Below are 16702 nucleotides of genomic sequence, written 5' to 3'. Positions count from 1 at the left end.
AATCTAGACGAACTTAAGTATTCTCTGCTAATAATGAGCAGTATTAGTTAAGGTTGAATGTGAATTTCGAGTTCATTGTGGCCTAATATCTCACCCCGTTCGTTAATAATGTCACTCATTACATTCATTGGCTGAATCCCACGAGGGATAACTTGCAATTCAATCACTTTTTGACCGCTATCCGCCATTAATTTTATTTTCTGCGATCCCTCAGATAAAACCATGCCACTTTGCAATATTTTCCAATGTAATGATGCTTTTTGATAGTTGAGCCAGTTATCGTTGATGGCCCATAAATCAATACGCCCTGTCTGTCCCTGACCCCAATTTTCTGTTTTAGGTTCTATAGAAGGTAAAACGGGTTGATAAGCTCGCTGCAAAGCAAAATAACCCGGTTTAGGATGACGGAGATAGTCCACAACGCCCCAATTAATTGACGGCCAGTTTTCAGTGAACATAAAGTGAAATAATGCAGCGACCGGTTGATAACGTTGGCGTCGATAACTCTCTGCGGCGAGTTGGATCAAACTTGACTGATACTGTTGGCTGTTATTGATAAACGTATTGATATTTGGCCCACGAATCACTTTAGCTAATTCAAATGTCTCATGAGGTTGAAAATTATGGTATGCCCAGGTGCGCCAACCTTCATCTTGTTTATCCGTCGTTTTTGGCCACAGATCAGCGCGCGGAATTATCGTTTTTAACGTTGCCAAATCAGGTAAGGCTTGCGCGCCAAACTCGCTGATTATTGAGGTAGTTGCCGGCTTAAGATGATCATTTTTCTGCCCTGAGTACCACCCTTGCCAATAGTGTTCTGCGGTTGATGAGTAAGCATGAGTGATTCGGCTATGATCCTGACTGAGCACCTGTGCAACGCTCGCGGTTAACGCCCGGTTGGTGTCTGGCCGCCAGTCTGAATAACGATATTGCATCCAGGTAGCATCCCAGGGAGGTTCATTGTGCCCAGACCACAATACAATCGCTGGGTGACTGCCAAATTGCCGTGTCATATCTGCGGCCTGTCTGGCTGCCTCTCTGGCAAAAGAGGCTGAATTATCGTATCCCCATTGCAGCGGAAAGTCTTGCCAGAGTAGTATCCCCATCTCATCAGCCAGATCGTACAACGCCCGCCCAGCCACATGAGCATGTACCCTTATGGCATTGATATTGGCCTGCTGCATCATAACTAAATCACGGTGATAATCGGCTGAGGTCAAGCTTCCCAACCACGGGCTACCAATATAGTTCGTCCCTCTAATGAATAGGCGCTTGCCATTGATTGACCAACTTTGCTCTTGCGGGTCTATCGCAATTTGCCGTAAGCCGGTGCGAACATGTTTTTCATCCATCATGCCAAAACGATCCGAGAAACTGACCTCTAGCCGATAAAGATTTTGTTTCCCATGACCTGACACCCACCACAATGCGGGGTTATCAATAAGAAAATTGGTGGTGAGAGTTTGTGCATTATGCTGACTGGCAACCAGTGAAACACTTTTCTCCAGTTGATAAGATTGGCCGATGAAATTATCAGGTATCAAACGTAGCAACATAACAACAGAACGGTTGCGGTTGGCACGATAATCCAAACTCACTTTTAGAATCGGATGTTCAAGCCCCCGTGACCAGTCAGGCACGGCCAGTACATTATCTATAACGGCACCACGACTGATATGTGACGCCACCGGAGCCCAAATCCCGCCCGAATTGGCATCTTGTCCGCGATCCGACCACGCTCCACCGGGTCGGGTGTCATGATGATTGAACACGCCCTTAATTAGTTGCTTATGAAATGACCAAATTTTCCCCGGAGTTTCGTAAGGGCTATCTACACGCACAGCCAGCACATTATCTATTCGAGCCATATCGGTTATATCGACGCTAAATCGTTGAAAATAACCCTGATGTCGCCCTGCTTGTTGATTGTTGAGCCAAATGTCCGTTTGATAGTCGACGCCATCGAATACCAAAGTCGCCATATCATCGGTATCTAAAACCGGTAATGTAAACCGAGTGCGATACCATAATACGCCTTGATGATCGACGCCCTCACTATACCAATTAGCGGGCACTTTCAAATATTGCCACTGGCTGTCATCCAAGGTGTCACGCCAGGCTTCAGAAGCTGGCGGATTGCCATCCCGTATTCGCCACTGACCGGACAAATCTGACGTGGATGGCAACTGAGCAACCACAACCGACGAGATAAGCTGCAAAAGAAATCCCAAACTTAAAATAGAAGTTCTACACCGATAATTAATGTTCATTTCGATGCGACCTCTCGACGGATGACTCTTTCTTGCGGCAGGCATAATTGCGGACGTGAAAAAGCATCACTCATACGCACGTCCAGATATCCCGCAGTAGGATCGGTATTAATTAAGCTCCCCGCCACTTTATAGAGCAGCGTTTCCAAGACCATAGCATTGGTCGTCAGACTAATTGTCTTGTTATACGCGCCATTATTTTCATAACGCCCTTCATACCACCCGCGTTTTTCATCATGCTGCATTTGAGTCAACTTCATTAATGCATCGGTATAAGGACTATTCCACAAAACCCATAAGCCAAAAACTGCACGGGTGGATACCAATGCCAAATCAGGGTGAAATTGCCCGTCCTCGCTAATAGTATTCCAATGATAACCGTTAGCGAACACCGTATCGTAAACGTGATAGGGCGCAACCGAGGTCAAGTAATCACTACGCGCCGTCAATATATGTTCTTTTTTCCAGCGTATTTCCTGTACTCGATAAATATTATCTATCCGTTTTTTCTGCTGTTTAAATATTGGGGTATTTTTTAATTCCATCGCTGTCAGTAAATAAGGCAAACTGACAACAATAGTGGGTACATAGGTTATTCGAGCATCTCTGATATCGAAATCGATGGGGATGCCATAAATGAACGTGGTGTTATAAGGAAGATTAGCTGATATTCCTACAGGAAACCCCCACAGCCCAAATGCGCCTGCGGTATATTCGCTGTAACCCAACACGCCTTCTGGCTTGGCGATAAATTGGCCATTAACAGTAGACGATTTCAGTAACTCACCGTTACCATCAATAATCTGACAAAAATTCCATCGTAATAGAACCTTATCCAGATACTCGGCATATTCAGGATAAAAACGTGCAACAACTTTCAAACCAACCATTAAGCGGCCGATATCTTGTGCCGACCACCCCAACGGTTTTGGCTGATGAGCATAATCAATCATCTGCCCGTTGACAGTGTTATAAAGCAAATTTGGCGTTTTCCCCTCAACCAAAGGTAATTGACTGATCGTTGCCAATAAGAGTGAAAGGCGCTGATCAAACTCCTGCCGATTAATGAGGCCTAATTGAGCAGCGGCGGTTAATGCAACAAAGGTGTCACCGATTTGCCAGAAATTAACAACCGGGTAATTATCCAACGAATTAACCAACCCAGTGCCCATTTGCGTATTATTAACAAAGTAACGCCAAGCGACTTTCGCCCATAATTGCTCATTATCTGATAACACACCACTACGGGCTGAATAGGCAACGGAATTGGGAGTAATACTGCTTGCCACAAACATACCGCCCGTAAACGCAGCACCCAGTAGCCCAGCACCAATAACCCAGGCAATAGCGGCAGACGTCACTGTTTTGCGCATGATGTTGCTGCCGGTAATTTAAATAAATTATTATTGCTGCTGCTTTCATCTTGACACTGAGCGCACTGGCAGCTCTTACAATTTGGTGCTTTACGTATCGCGATGCCCGATTGATCACAAAATGCTTTCAGGCTAGGAGTTGCATCAATATATGGCCTATTTCGTTTGCTGTTATTCGTGTCAAACCCGTTAATTAACTGCCGTTCCCACAGCGACGGAATATAGTCGCTGTGGCTGGGATCACCACTGGTGAAGCGAAGTATTTTCCCTTCTTTTTTAAATAACAAGGCTTCTAGCATGATGCCATTATTATTTGCCGTAAATTCATTTATCGGCCCATGTCCATTCTCATAAAGTCCTTCGTTGAAACCCAATCCTTTCACATTGGCATTCTCTATCGCATCAAATAGCCTGTCGGTATAGGGCGAATGCCACAATACCCACATGCCTAACGCAGCTTTTAATGATACTGCCGCATTTTCAGGGACAAAAACACCTTGGTCGGTGATTGTATTCCAGTTATAACCATCGGCGAAAACCGTGTCGTAAACAAAGTAAGGGGCTTTATCCAACTGATGTTCTGAACGCGCCGTCAGTATTCCCGTTTCACGATAACGATTTTCCTGTGCCTGATAGACACGATTAGCAAAGTTCTTCATCCACGGATGACTGTAGCTTCCTGCTTTATTGGCCCGATCATCACTGCGATCCCAACCCATTTCAAAACCATGCAAGATATAGGATTCAGTCACTACATAGTTATGTTGGTTATTAGTGCGTGGGTCCCGTGAATCATAAGGCACTAATACGCAGTAAATTTTTGCCAAATCATAAGGTTCAGGTCGCGATGCCTGACAGGTTGAAAACCCCCAAAGTTGGAAGCCACTGGCGGCGTATTCCTCATAGCCCAATCGCCCTTCCTGTACATACTGAGGCGTATTATTTTTATCTAATATCGCGCCATATAACGTACCGCAATCATCGATGACATGTGAGAAATCCCAATCCAATACCACGTTATCAATACTATTAGCATATTCAGGGTAACGTTCTTTAATAATTTTCAACCAAATTAACATACGCCCAGTATCAATAGCGGAAAATCCTATCTCACCCGGCTTATTAAGATAGTTAACTTTTTCAGCAGTTATTGTGTTGTACGCTTTATTCGGTAATTGCCCCTGAAATAACGATAAGTTATTCAGTGTTTTCAAAAATGGTAACATACGATGATCGAATTCTTCTTTATTAATAATCCCTAATTCGCGAGCTGAAACCAGCGCTGCCAAATAAGATGCACTGTCCCACATGGTGGTCGAAGGATAATTATTAACTGCATTAACAAGCCCTGTTGTAGGCTGTAAATTATGGACAAAATATTGCCAGGCATTAACTGCAACCGCCATCTCTCTGGGCGTTAACTCACCGTGCCGCACAGGGTAGTTTTCAGCAGCTAATTTATCACCCGGTAATTCGGCTAAGGTATTAAAAGACGGCATGAGCGAAAGAATCAACATTAAGCAGCCAGCCTTAAGAATGAGACTTATCTTTATCAAAAATGACTGATTTCCCATCATAAAATCTTCCTACTTTAGTTGTTTATCTGTTGCGCCAACGGATTGCATCACCTGAGTACAGGCAGCACAAAGTAGTCTTCCGCCATTGATAAAAGCCAAACTTTCCAACACCACGCCATTGGTATTGGCATTTAGTGAAGTATTTATTTTATTATTAACTTCATAAATTCCGCTATACCAACCTTTACTCGAATCCATCAAGCTATTTAATTGATTTCGTGTCTGTTCACTATAAGGTGTGCGCCATAGGGCATACCAACTAAATGCCGATTTAGTTGATAATTGTCGCAACTGATTAACGCGCTCGCCTTTATCCGTAATTACAGCCCAATCTTCATCAGCATAATGCAGTGTGCTATAAATAAAGTAAGGTGCTTTATCAACATGGTCCTCACTGACGGAGGTATATATACCGGTACGCTGAAAACGATTCTCCTGAGCTTTAAAAACCCGCCATGCTAATTCGGATGAATAAAGATCAAAACCCAGTTCCAAACCTGTCAAAATATAGGGTTCGCTGACGATAAATGTATTCGCCCCCTCTTTTTGCGAGATACGATCATCATCAGGCACCAGTATTCCTTCAACTTTAATAAATTGTAGATGTGCAGTGTAATCAAGGGCTAAACTAGCATTAATACCAACCAGTTGCAGGGTTCGTGCAGCATATTGCTCATACCCAATACGCCCTTCCTGATGTAAGGAAATGATCTGAGTTTTATCATCAACTACCGATCCTTGTAATTGATCATCGGCCACTAGCGCTTCCAATTGCCAACGCGAAATAACCTTATTGACCTCGACAGCATGCTGGGGATAATTCCAAACTAATATATTTAATGGCACCATCATTCGACTAATATCAATAGCCGACCAACCTATACCTTTGGTACTGGGCTGATTAATATAATTAACCATAGACAGAGTCTGTGTATTATACGCTTTATTAGGCAACTTGCCTTCAAATAGTGGTAATTTAGCCAATGCACCTAATGCATTGCTGATTCGGGTATCAAATTCATCCTGTTGAATAATACCAATTCGTTGTGCTGAAATCATCGCCATAAAATAACTACTGGTATCCCACATTGTAGACGATGGAAATTTATCCACGGAATTAACTAAACCACTCGGCTGAGTATTATTAATAAAATATTGCCATGCAGCCTTAGCCCAAATTATTTCTTCGGAAGTCAGTGGTCGAGGAGTCGGTGCTAATGGTCGGCCAATACTGGAGCTGATATGGACACGGGAATCTTCTATATCTTGAGAGTTTTTCTCGACATACAACACAATAGAGAAAGCGATTAAAATACCGATCACCATCGCTAGATAACTGCGCGCCTTAAGGAGGTTATATTTGAATGACATCAGGAAACCTCCTGCACAGCATACTCAGGTTGCCAAAGCGCGGCTAAAACAATCGGTATCATAGCTGCAATATTTGCAGCCCCCCCAAAAGATATTGATCACAAAGCCGGAGGGGTCTTTTATGTTGCCTTCGGCTATCTGAATCGCTCCCCAAATCAACCCCAATAACGTCAGCCCAATAATGGCGAGTTGAGGTTTAACCAAGGATAAAAAATTGCCCTGTTGACGTTCTTTTGGCGTCACATGAAACTTGATTTTCTCTCCTCGGAGCACTGTATCCAATGCTCGTAAATTCATAGAAAATAAAGCAAGAAAAGACGATTTCCCATCCCATGCGGATATCCCCCATGTTCCAAACATAAATGCTAATTCAGAGACAATCATGAAGGGCAAAAAATGCAAATAAAAAGGAGATGAATAAGTCGAAACGGGGGGGATACCCGTGAAAAGATAAATCAATGGGGCAATCAAAAATACCGTATTCCAGATACAGGCAAAATAGGACCAGAAAGTAGTCCCATACATTAATTTTTGTATTGCGCTGAGCTTAATCCTCTTACTGGAGAAAAGTCTGTCATGCAACGCAATATCCATTGAACCAGCTGCATATTTAAATCTCTGGATCATCCAAGTCAATAAATCCTGCGGTGAGAGCATTTTTGATTCTATTTGCGGGTGCAGGACAGATCGCCATTTACGGCCAGGATCACCATGCAAAACGATAGAGGTATAAATATCTTCTGAAACATGAAACTTATATGGCATCAGCTCGGTATCTTGTACCACATGAGGTAACATTGCTTTAGCCAAGTCTGCCTGGGTTTGTTTATCAATTACGTCACTTGTATATTTCTCAATCTCATCTTCTATATTATCTACATAGCGACGTAACGCAGCTTGCATAATAGCCTCACGGCGATGAATTGATGCAGCACCACAGCAAAAAGCCGCATTAGCCCAATTACGTCTGCGTAAAATGACATCGTAAAACATTTGCGGATCATTAAAAAAGGGATCATGCCCCACGGTGAGCGGGCCAACCAACTTCTCAATCCCTTTACCGACAAAATAGCCTGTCGACCCTAGCTTTTGCTTTGCCCATTCAGGTAATCGCTTGCCCTGTGGTAAATCATAAAACCACTGAGGAGTCTGAACCCAAGCAACATCAATATCGCGAAAATATCCTAAAGTATGCGTCAATATTGTGGGGAAAACTCGTGTATCAGCATCACAGATAATAACAAAGTCACCGTCCGTCATATCCAGCCCATGACGAAGATTACCTGCTTTGTATCCAATATTATTTTCCCGACTTAAGTAATTAACTCCCTCTTCTGCTGCGACAGCCTCCATTTCGCTTCGATTACCATCATCTAATACATAAATACGATAATCTAAAGGGAAGGGATAGCTGACGGCGAGTGCATCACGAATCGATAAGCGCACCAATTCGACATTTTCATTATAGGTGGCAATAAACAAATCAACTTTTATCTGGCGATTTTCTTGCTTCTCTTCAGGAGCTATACAGTCATCGATGGTTTCAGGTGCGGGGAGAACAGGAATATCTCTTACTTTCCATAGGTTTATGGTAAATAAAATAGAACCAATATAAGCCAGTGTTTCGGCCATTACTAAGGGGATTGAATACCAAAGCGCATCGTAATTAAGTGAATTCATCCAGCGCCAGCGGATGTAGTTTGCCCCCAAGATAAACGCAGCAACCGCCAGACTTTGCCATAAAAACTCAGTAACCCAATGAGTTTTCAGTGGTAATGGTGGTTTCCTGTTTTCAAACGAAGAGAAATAAAAAGCCATTATCACTACCTCAGTCAATCCAGGAAAATAAGTGAGATAAATCAACCCATTGCCGGGGGGTTAAAGGAGCATCATTTTATGAATAAACATAATTTTCACGTCTTCTCTTCTATTCTTTTTATCAACGATAGATAATTGACTCCCTCTTTTACTGTATAACTGATGTCATCAACAGCATTAAACATCATCATCAACCCCATACCGTTTTCAGGCCACGAATCCGGCGCTAACAACTCAGGCATATGAGATAATCCGCTTTTATTTTGTAAAAATTCTGTGGGTATAGGCTTCCCTTTATCCTGTAAAGTCACGGCTAGTTGATGATTGTCATATTGCATTATAATAGTAATATTTTGAGTGGAATCATAATTAACACCATGCTTTACAATATTGATAAATGCTTCATTCAATGCAAGTTCCATAGCATAACTGCTGGACGAATCAATCTCTAAGGGGTGAATGAATTGTATTAACTTTTCATGTAAAACAAGCAGGCTAGATAATGATGCAGGCAAACATATTTTCATTAACCAACCTTGTGAGTCATAGTGGCGATAACTCATATCAACGTATCTTTATTTAGCAATTCTTCAAATAAAGACTTCTCCGCCATAATAATATCTTTACGCCGTTTATCATCAATAAGCCAGTGTAAACCCGCTTCAGATAAATCAATTGCTGTACCGTCTGGAGAGATAACTTTCCCGGCAAAAATCATCTGTTGATACAAATGTGCAATGCCCCCAACCCGAGTATAATCAGCAATAAAACTTTGTTCGACAACCGCACCTTGCTCTAATAAACACCCCGCGCCAATAATTGTAGGCCCTCTAATTGTCACGCCAGATTGTATTTCTGTGCTACTACCAATATAGACTGGCCCTTCAATATCCAAGGTCGAAAAGTCGGCTTTGACATTAAGCCCACACCATATTTGAGGCGCAATTTTAATTCCCGGCATGGGATAATCAGGTAAATCCTGATTAAGGATCATGCGATTGACATGCCAAAAATCTTGTAGAGATCCAATATCAACCCATTGGAATGGCAAGGCAATACCGTAGAAAGGAACACCTAACTCAGCAAGTTTAGGAAACAGCTGGCTACCTATATCATATTCAACCCCATCAGGAATATAATCGAATATTTCCGGCTCAAAAATATAGATTCCAGTATTGGCATTGTTTGATAATGCATCTTCATTTTTAGGTTTTTCCTGAAACTTACTAACTCTACCCTGCTCATCAGTAACAACAATACCGTATTTGTTTACCTGATCCGCCGAGACTGGGCGCATAACCAAGGTTGCCAAACTTTTTCTAGCTCGATGGAATGCCAATACCTCATCGAAATCCACATCAATTAATGCATCACCACAAACAACTACAAAGGTTTCATCAAAAAAACCTGAGAAATTTTGGATGTGCTTCATTCCACCGGCAGACCCCAAAACATTATCAACAAAAGTATTACACTCCATAATACCTTCGTAAGAGTAACCTATTTCCACTCCCCAGGCATGGCCATCACGGAAATAATTCTCAATGTCCGCAGACAGATAGCTGGTATTCACCATTAACTGATTAAAACCATATTTTCTTAAATGTTCAATAATTGATTCCATAATAGGTTTTCGAATTAATGGGATCATTGGTTTTGGCAATATGGTGGTCAGTGGTCTGGCTCTGGTTCCTTTTCCGGCAGCAAGGATCATGGCTTTCATAAATATTTACTCCCTATAAATCAAGGCGCTACGAAATTCATCTGCTGTATGGTATCGGGTTGATCAGTGCCGATAGTAAATATCCTATCCATCCGGGTTAACTTGAACATTCCGTGGATATTGTTATTCAATGAGCAAATAGCCAACTCACCTTTACCATTTAAGGTTTTCAACAACGAAACCAGTGCACCTAAACAACTACTGTCGATGAAATCTACCCGACTAAAATCCAATAAAATATTATTGGCTCCTCGGGCAATCATTGCTTGTATATCTTCTTTAAATTTCAGCGAAACTGATGCATCGAGTCGCCTAATCAAGGGGGTTATCACTAATACATTTTCAATTGTTTTAGTTTCAAAATTCATTATTTCTTCCTTACAATTCTGTTAGGAGAAGGGAATTGTTATTACGCTCAATTACCAGCAACGAAATATCATCACTAAATGCAGAACGTCCATTATGAATATCGCTCTGATGGTCATTTTTTTGCGCAGGATGCCAGCATTTCAATGCCTGCTGTACTTGCCTAAAAACGGTTTGCACACTGTCGCGCTGACTAGCGGCCAGTAATTCTTGTAACCGTCGTTCTCCAAAAAGCTCTTGCTCAGCATTTTCACACTCAATAATACCGTCGGTGAATAAATAGAGCCGATCACCCGAAGCCAGAGTGAACACCGTGTCCTGATAGTCCATCGAATCAATAAGTCCAACCGGTGCCCCGCCTTCACCAATGGGCGTAATCTGACTTGAGCTACTGACAATAAAAGGTGTCGGATGCCCTGCCTGACAAAGCACTCCGGTCGCGGTTTGAACATCAATAACGCCATAAATAAGAGTGAAATAAGTGGCTATATCATCATTCTCTATACAAAAACGGCGATTAAGTTCGTTGACAACTTTATGTGGCGGGGTAATCAGATAACCAGAGGGGGTATCTGCGGGCGAAATCAGTAAGTTATCCACCGTGCGCCCATTAAGAAATTGGCGCGCAACTGACAGTGAGAGCATCGCTGCCGCCACACCATGCCCTGCAACATCAATACTATAAAAACCAATGTGTTGATTACCCAGTTGGAAAAAACTTAACAAGTCACCCGAAACATAAGCAGATGGTATAAACATCCATTCAGCTTGAAAACCACTCACCATTAGCTTTTCTGCAGGTAAAACACTACGTTGCAATTTTGCCGCAGCCTGCAAGTCATTTTCTATTTGTTCATAGGCTTGGGACAATTTCTGATTACGAGCATCGAGGGTTGCCTCTAGCATTAATATACGTTCACCCGCATGTAATCGGGCGCGTAGCTCACTTTGATTTATCGGTTTTGACAGAAAATCATCGGCACCCGCATCTAATCCCGCGATCAAATCCTCGACGGATTGACGCACGGTTATCAATACTAAATAAATATAGCGATCGGAATATTGTTTTCGGATAGTTGTACAGAGTTTCAACCCATCCATAACCGGCATTTCCCAGTCACTGATCACCATATTGATGGAATTACTATCAAGGATAGCCAAAGCGTCTTGACCATTTTCTGCCTCAAAAACAGTGAATTGCCAATTTCTTAGTAGGTTAACCAGTAAAAAGCGATAACTTGCCGAATCATCAACAACAAGAATGGATGTCACACCTGTAGCGGAAGGATGTGGTTGCATAAGTTACCCAAAAGCTTCATATAAACTTAATTTATCAAGCATCATCTTAAAGAGAGAATGCCCACGTCCATGAACTTTCATACTTGCAAAAGACATTATGCTCAGTTAACTATTAACAACGTAATTAAGCGTAGCACAGATTCTTACGCCTTCAATTTATAGAGGTAATGTCCAACTGAGATTTATTGTCCCACTACGAAAGTTCGCATTGGCATTCTGCCGCCACGGGTAGCGAGTCCCGGTATAGTTATCATAATGAATTGACCAGGAACCGGGGCTATAACCCGACGTATAGCCAATACTGTAGGTATAATCATAATCCCACGGCTGTTGCTGCTTATGGTCAGGGTAGTAAAATGCAGATAAACGTAAGAAATAGTGCTGCAGGAGGGTATAACCGCAACTTCCTAGCAAACTACTTTTATTTTCTTCAATGCTTGATGAAGCGTCAGAGAAATAACGTGGTACATAACTGTAGCCAACCTGACAAACTAGCGCATCACTTTTGTTAATCAATAATGCGGATTCTACCGGCTTAGGTAAGGTAAATTTATAACCCAACGTCCATGAACCTTGTTCAAATCGAGTGCTCTGGGTTCCTGCTGCCGGGAAAAAACTATTATTATCGTTGTAATTGCCATAGACCAGACTGAAAGTTCCTGGGTGCCAATCATCATAACCGAAACTATAAACGTAATCGGTACTGTATTTACTGGCATTTTGCAATGGGACGCGAATTGTCATATTGGCAAAAAAGTAACTTATGGGGGAATACTGCATACTAAAAAGCCCCCGTTGATTTACCTTGTATACCTCTTCTGAAGAATATCTCCCTGTAGGAACATTAATCAGACTTTTTTCCAATGGCGAGCTATAGGTTAATGCCGTCGAAAATGTGTCATCATTACCAGAAAAAAGACGAGACCAAGGGCTGGTAAATAATTTAACAGCGGATGTGTTAGTTGTTTCACTCGCAATCACGGGTGGACTGAAAAGTAGCCAACCAAGTAATAGCATGAGTGGTTTGTAATATTTCACTTAAAATTACCCTCACCCCAAATATCCTTGCTGTACCCGCGAATAGTCCTGTCGCTGGAAAACTCGCCCATACCACTTATAGTATTCAATGCTCTTCTGTGCCAACTGTAAGTATCACTATAGTCGGTCAATACTTGATATTGGGCATGGCAATAACTGTTAAAATCAGCCAAATGGAAATAGTGGTCACCGTGACTCACCAGCATATGGAATATCGGTGAAAACAGGTTTTTATTGGGATGAAAAATACCTGAAATCAGTAAATCAACAGTTTCTTTAATTTCTGGGTGGGATAAATACTCGTCATACGACGATCGCCCTCTAGTTCTTTGCTCAGCAATTTCCTCTGCGGACAAGCCAAAAACATAGAAATTTTCATGGCCAACAGCATCTCTGATTTCAATGTTAGCGCCATCTAACGTTCCGATAGTTAAAGCACCATTCATAGCCAGTTTCATATTACTAGTGCCTGAGGCTTCGGTACCCGCAGTTGATATCTGCTCTGATAAGTCGGCGGCTGGAATAATACTTTCAGCTAGTGAAACTTTATAGTCCTCTAAAAAAACCACTTTAAGTTGTTCATTGACTCTAGGATCACTATTCACTTTCAGCGCAACTTGATTAATCAACTGGATGATCAATTTAGCCATTGCATAGCCAGGAGCCGCTTTGCCCGAAAAGATATGAACTTTCGGCGAAATAACCTCTTTTCCGTTCAGAATTTTGTGATAAAGGTTTATCACATAGAGGATGTTGAGTAATTGCCGTTTATATTCATGAATTCGTTTAATCTGGCAGTCGAACATAGCTTCTGGATTGATGATAATCCCTTGCTGACGCGTAATTATCTGACTTAACTTTAATTTATTAAATTTCTTTATTTCAGCCAGTTCAGCAATAATGTCACGTTGGTTCGCTAACGATTTAAGTTTACTCAGGAGTGTTAGATCGGTAACCCATTCATTGCCTAAGTGACAATCCAGAAACGCCGATAACCGGGGATTAGCCTGCTGAATCCAGCGACGAGGTGTAACACCGTTCGTCTGATTGGTGAACTTCTCAGGCATTAAATAATAAAAATCAGGTACAAGATTAGATTTAATTAATTCAGAATGAAGTTTAGCTACCCCATTCACTTTGTGACTACCAATAATAGCAAGATAGGCCATGCGCACTTTTTTTTCAGGCGTCTCTTCGATCAAAGACATTGATACTAATAAATCCGACCGTTCAGGGCGCCATCTCTGTATTTCCAGTAGGAAACGGCGATTAATTTCATAGATAATTTGTAAATGCCGAGGCAGTAACAGCTCGAATAAATTGACTGACCACTTCTCTAACGCCTCTGGCATTAATGTATGATTGGTGTAGGCGCAAACCCGTTGTGTCAAATCCCAGGCCATATCCCAATCAACAGTATGTTCATCTACCAATATTCTCATTAGCTCAACAATAGCCAGCGCCGGATGGGTATCATTAAGTTGAATGGCAACAAACTCTGGTAACTGTTTAATATCATTGGAAAGTAAGAAGAAATCATGCATCACATCGCGTAATGTACAAGCCACCAGAAAATACTCTTGTGTCAAACGTAATTCCTTCCCTGCCAACACTTCATCGGAGGGATAAAGCACTTTAGAGATATTTTCAGATGCGATTTTTTGATTAACAGCTTTCAAATAATCGCCATGATTAAAAATATGAATATCAAATGAATCTGAAGCGCAAGCACTGTATAACCGCAACGCGTTTACGGTATGATTAATGTACCCAGAGACTAGGTAGTCGTGAGGTACTCCAATAATTATTTTCCAATCCATCCACATTGGATTGTAATTTCCCTGCTGGTCTTCTACTTCAACTATGCGGCCATAAAGCGGAATTATCATGGCCTGACTTTGATGTTCTATTAGCCAAGGTGAGTGTGTCGAGTGCCAATCATCAGGCTTCTCTACTTGTTGTCCATCCTGAATTTGTTGGTGAAACAAGCCATATTCGTATTTGATACCGTGACCAGAACCAGCAATATCCAAGGTTGCCATTGAGTCAATAAAACATGCGGCCAGACGTCCTAATCCTCCATTACCTAATGCTGCATCTTCTTCACTTTTTACAATAACTTCAAAATCTACCCCAAGAGATTCTAACGCTGCGTTGGCTATTTCCATCAACCCTTGATTTATTAGGTTATTTCGCAAAGATTGACCAATTAAAAACTCCATAGAAATATAGTAAATACGTTTTTTTCTTGCCTGATGATGTCGTTCTCGAGTGTTAAAATAATCATCAGTTTGGTTGCGTCGCACAACTAATGCTAACGCACTAAAAATTTCACTGGATGATGCCGTTGACAGTGCCACCCCGAGAGAATATTTCAGTTCATAAAGAATGCAATTACGTAGTTTAGTAATTTGATTCTTATCTAGAGTAGATGGAGTATTTTTCACTGCTGACCTCTTAATAAGATTGAGTCGAAAAAATACAAATCAGTTAGGAATGAATCTTCTGCCAACATCATATTTTGCAAATAGCCATAACAACATTAAAGCGCAGAGATGAACCAGCGTATTTAGCAACCATGCTCGGTGCCATAGGCCAAAATCCACTACCTGACTAACCAATAAAACCACATACACATGGATAATAAAAACATACAAAGAATGTTGGCCTAGTGTTATGAGGAACCAACCGCACATCTTGTTTATTGGTTTCCAAAAGTAACTCAACACCAGATAACACGTTGTTAGTAGAGTGAAATCATTGATAATGCGCAGTGGACCCAGCGCATTCTTTTCAGCAAAGTTCTGATAGAACCAATTGAAGTTTTTCGCACTTATAGTATGGAGCATTGTGTCATAGGGCATAAATGGGTTGGTATGATTCTGCGCAATAAACATCATTACCAGCGTAAATAATATCATAACGGACAAAATCCAAAATCCGGCCTGAGTACGGGCTAAAGAGAGCAACTCTTCTTTGTACCAGCCAATCGTCATCCCTAAGACATAAATAAATTGCCAAGCCAAAAATGGAAAAGCAAACTCAAACTCCGCCGATGTAAGTCGTATCCCGGTAATGTGGTAGGTGATATATAAAGCCAGAGATAACAATAGCAATACACCTACCCAGCCGCGCTGCAATAAATAGATAAAGATAGGACTTACCAGCAACAGATAGAAATACAGGCCCAAAATCTGACTCTGATGGGGCCCGATCTGTAAGTAGAGCACCATATTAAACCAGGATTCTTTTAGCTGGTCGTAAAGTGGATATAGCGTATAACTTACTTCTGAAAAGCGATCAGTAAAATGGGTTACTTCAAAAGTTTTTATGAAATTGAGTTTAGTTAAGAGAAAAACACTAAGTATAATCACAACATTAACTACATATATTTTTGCTGCTCGTCGATATAATGAATAGCTTATAGTGAGAAGAACGTCTTTCTTTAAGCGCTGGCGATTGATCACACCCAACATAAATCCCGAGAGAATAACAAACCCTTCGGCGCCGGTTGTTAGGCCAAAACGCTCCCAGGTAAAGATATTCAATATCGACATCACTTCAATGTGGGCTGCAACCATCATTACCAGAGCAATGCCCCGCAGCAGATCAACCCTGAGATCACGCTTATCTGATGATATATAGCGAAACGATTTTACCCAAGCAGGTATTGTCCTACATTTATCTTCAAGTACAGAAAATGCATGAATCATCCAATCACCCGCAAAAATTACCTGTCAATAAAAAGGGGTCGCATTCATTTATCAGCCTAACCCACTTCCCTTTCAAAACATTAGCTCCTTTCAACTGTAGAACAATGCGAGCAATCCGACAATTTTGCTTAAAATTAACAATTTTATATAAATA

At 41.5% G+C, this 16702-nt stretch carries 11 protein-coding genes and 1 pseudogene; all 12 read right to left on the bottom strand.

Annotation, left to right across the window (positions count from 1 at the left end; genetic code table 11):
* Positions 1-47 precede the first annotated feature (47 nt).
* On the bottom strand, positions 48-2270 hold the full coding sequence (locus PL78_RS03705; RefSeq protein ID WP_084414276.1) for a glycoside hydrolase family 2 protein: 2223 nt from the start codon (positions 2268-2270) through the stop codon (positions 48-50).
* Positions 2267-3643, bottom strand: a complete 1377-nt coding sequence (locus tag PL78_RS03700; RefSeq protein WP_064513206.1) for a DUF3131 domain-containing protein — start codon at positions 3641-3643, stop codon at positions 2267-2269. The genes PL78_RS03705 and PL78_RS03700 overlap by 4 nt, the downstream gene beginning before the upstream one ends.
* The gene (locus tag PL78_RS03695) at positions 3628-5142 is read right to left on the bottom strand and encodes a DUF3131 domain-containing protein (protein ID WP_064518236.1); all 1515 of its coding nucleotides are present in this window, start codon (positions 5140-5142) and stop codon (positions 3628-3630) included. The genes PL78_RS03700 and PL78_RS03695 overlap by 16 nt, the downstream gene beginning before the upstream one ends.
* 87 nt (positions 5143-5229) lie before the next feature.
* Complete coding sequence (locus PL78_RS03690; protein ID WP_064513204.1) at positions 5230-6591, bottom strand: DUF3131 domain-containing protein; 1362 nt, start codon at positions 6589-6591, stop codon at positions 5230-5232.
* Positions 6591-8409 (bottom strand): annotated as a pseudogene (locus PL78_RS03685) (glycosyltransferase family 2 protein). The gene PL78_RS03690 and the pseudogene PL78_RS03685 overlap by 1 nt, the downstream one beginning before the upstream one ends.
* Positions 8410-8504: 95 nt before the next feature.
* Positions 8505-8972, bottom strand: a complete 468-nt coding sequence (locus PL78_RS03680) for an ATP-binding protein (protein WP_235601000.1) — start codon at positions 8970-8972, stop codon at positions 8505-8507.
* Positions 8969-10132 carry a nucleotidyltransferase family protein gene (locus tag PL78_RS03675; protein WP_064513202.1) on the bottom strand — a complete coding sequence of 388 codons (1164 nt, stop codon included), beginning with the start codon at positions 10130-10132 and terminating at the stop codon, positions 8969-8971. Before PL78_RS03675 ends, PL78_RS03680 begins: the two co-directional genes overlap by 4 nt.
* Before the next feature lie 20 nt (positions 10133-10152).
* Complete coding sequence (locus tag PL78_RS03670; protein WP_064513200.1) at positions 10153-10500, bottom strand: STAS domain-containing protein; 348 nt, start codon at positions 10498-10500, stop codon at positions 10153-10155.
* Positions 10501-10510: 10 nt separating this feature from the next.
* Complete coding sequence (locus tag PL78_RS03665; protein WP_064513199.1) at positions 10511-11797, bottom strand: PP2C family protein-serine/threonine phosphatase; 1287 nt, start codon at positions 11795-11797, stop codon at positions 10511-10513.
* 156 nt (positions 11798-11953) lie between these two features.
* The gene (locus tag PL78_RS03660) at positions 11954-12814 is read right to left on the bottom strand and encodes a hypothetical protein (protein WP_064518232.1); all 861 of its coding nucleotides are present in this window, start codon (positions 12812-12814) and stop codon (positions 11954-11956) included.
* 17 nt (positions 12815-12831) lie between these two features.
* Entirely contained in the window at positions 12832-15282 is a 2451-nt protein-coding gene (locus PL78_RS03655) for a glycogen/starch/alpha-glucan phosphorylase (RefSeq protein ID WP_064513197.1), read from the bottom strand.
* A 39-nt stretch (positions 15283-15321) separates the two neighbouring features.
* Positions 15322-16548 (bottom strand): OpgC domain-containing protein, encoded by a 1227-nt coding sequence (gene opgC, locus PL78_RS03650; protein WP_064513195.1) that lies wholly within the window; start codon positions 16546-16548, stop codon positions 15322-15324.
* Between the last annotated feature and the right edge of the window lie 154 nt (positions 16549-16702).

The organism is Yersinia entomophaga, from assembly GCF_001656035.1.
Lineage (GTDB): Bacteria > Pseudomonadota > Gammaproteobacteria > Enterobacterales > Enterobacteriaceae > Yersinia > Yersinia entomophaga.
This window is presented reverse-complemented; position numbering and strand designations above follow the sequence as displayed.

Excerpts from the sequence above, each read along its gene's own strand:
- PL78_RS03705 (WP_084414276.1), bottom strand. The coding sequence starts at position 2,270 with ATGAACATTAATTATCGGTGTAGAACTTCTATTTTAAGTTTGGGATTT.
- PL78_RS03675 (WP_064513202.1), bottom strand. The coding sequence starts at position 10,132 with ATGAAAGCCATGATCCTTGCTGCCGGAAAAGGAACCAGAGCCAGACCA.
- PL78_RS03680 (WP_235601000.1), bottom strand. The coding sequence starts at position 8,972 with ATGAGTTATCGCCACTATGACTCACAAGGTTGGTTAATGAAAATATGT.
- opgC (WP_064513195.1), bottom strand. The coding sequence starts at position 16,548 with ATGATTCATGCATTTTCTGTACTTGAAGATAAATGTAGGACAATACCT.
- PL78_RS03670 (WP_064513200.1), bottom strand. The coding sequence starts at position 10,500 with ATGAATTTTGAAACTAAAACAATTGAAAATGTATTAGTGATAACCCCC.
- PL78_RS03660 (WP_064518232.1), bottom strand. The coding sequence starts at position 12,814 with ATGCTATTACTTGGTTGGCTACTTTTCAGTCCACCCGTGATTGCGAGT.
- PL78_RS03700 (WP_064513206.1), bottom strand. The coding sequence starts at position 3,643 with ATGCGCAAAACAGTGACGTCTGCCGCTATTGCCTGGGTTATTGGTGCT.
- PL78_RS03665 (WP_064513199.1), bottom strand. The coding sequence starts at position 11,797 with ATGCAACCACATCCTTCCGCTACAGGTGTGACATCCATTCTTGTTGTT.
- PL78_RS03695 (WP_064518236.1), bottom strand. The coding sequence starts at position 5,142 with ATGCCGTCTTTTAATACCTTAGCCGAATTACCGGGTGATAAATTAGCT.
- PL78_RS03690 (WP_064513204.1), bottom strand. The coding sequence starts at position 6,591 with ATGTCATTCAAATATAACCTCCTTAAGGCGCGCAGTTATCTAGCGATG.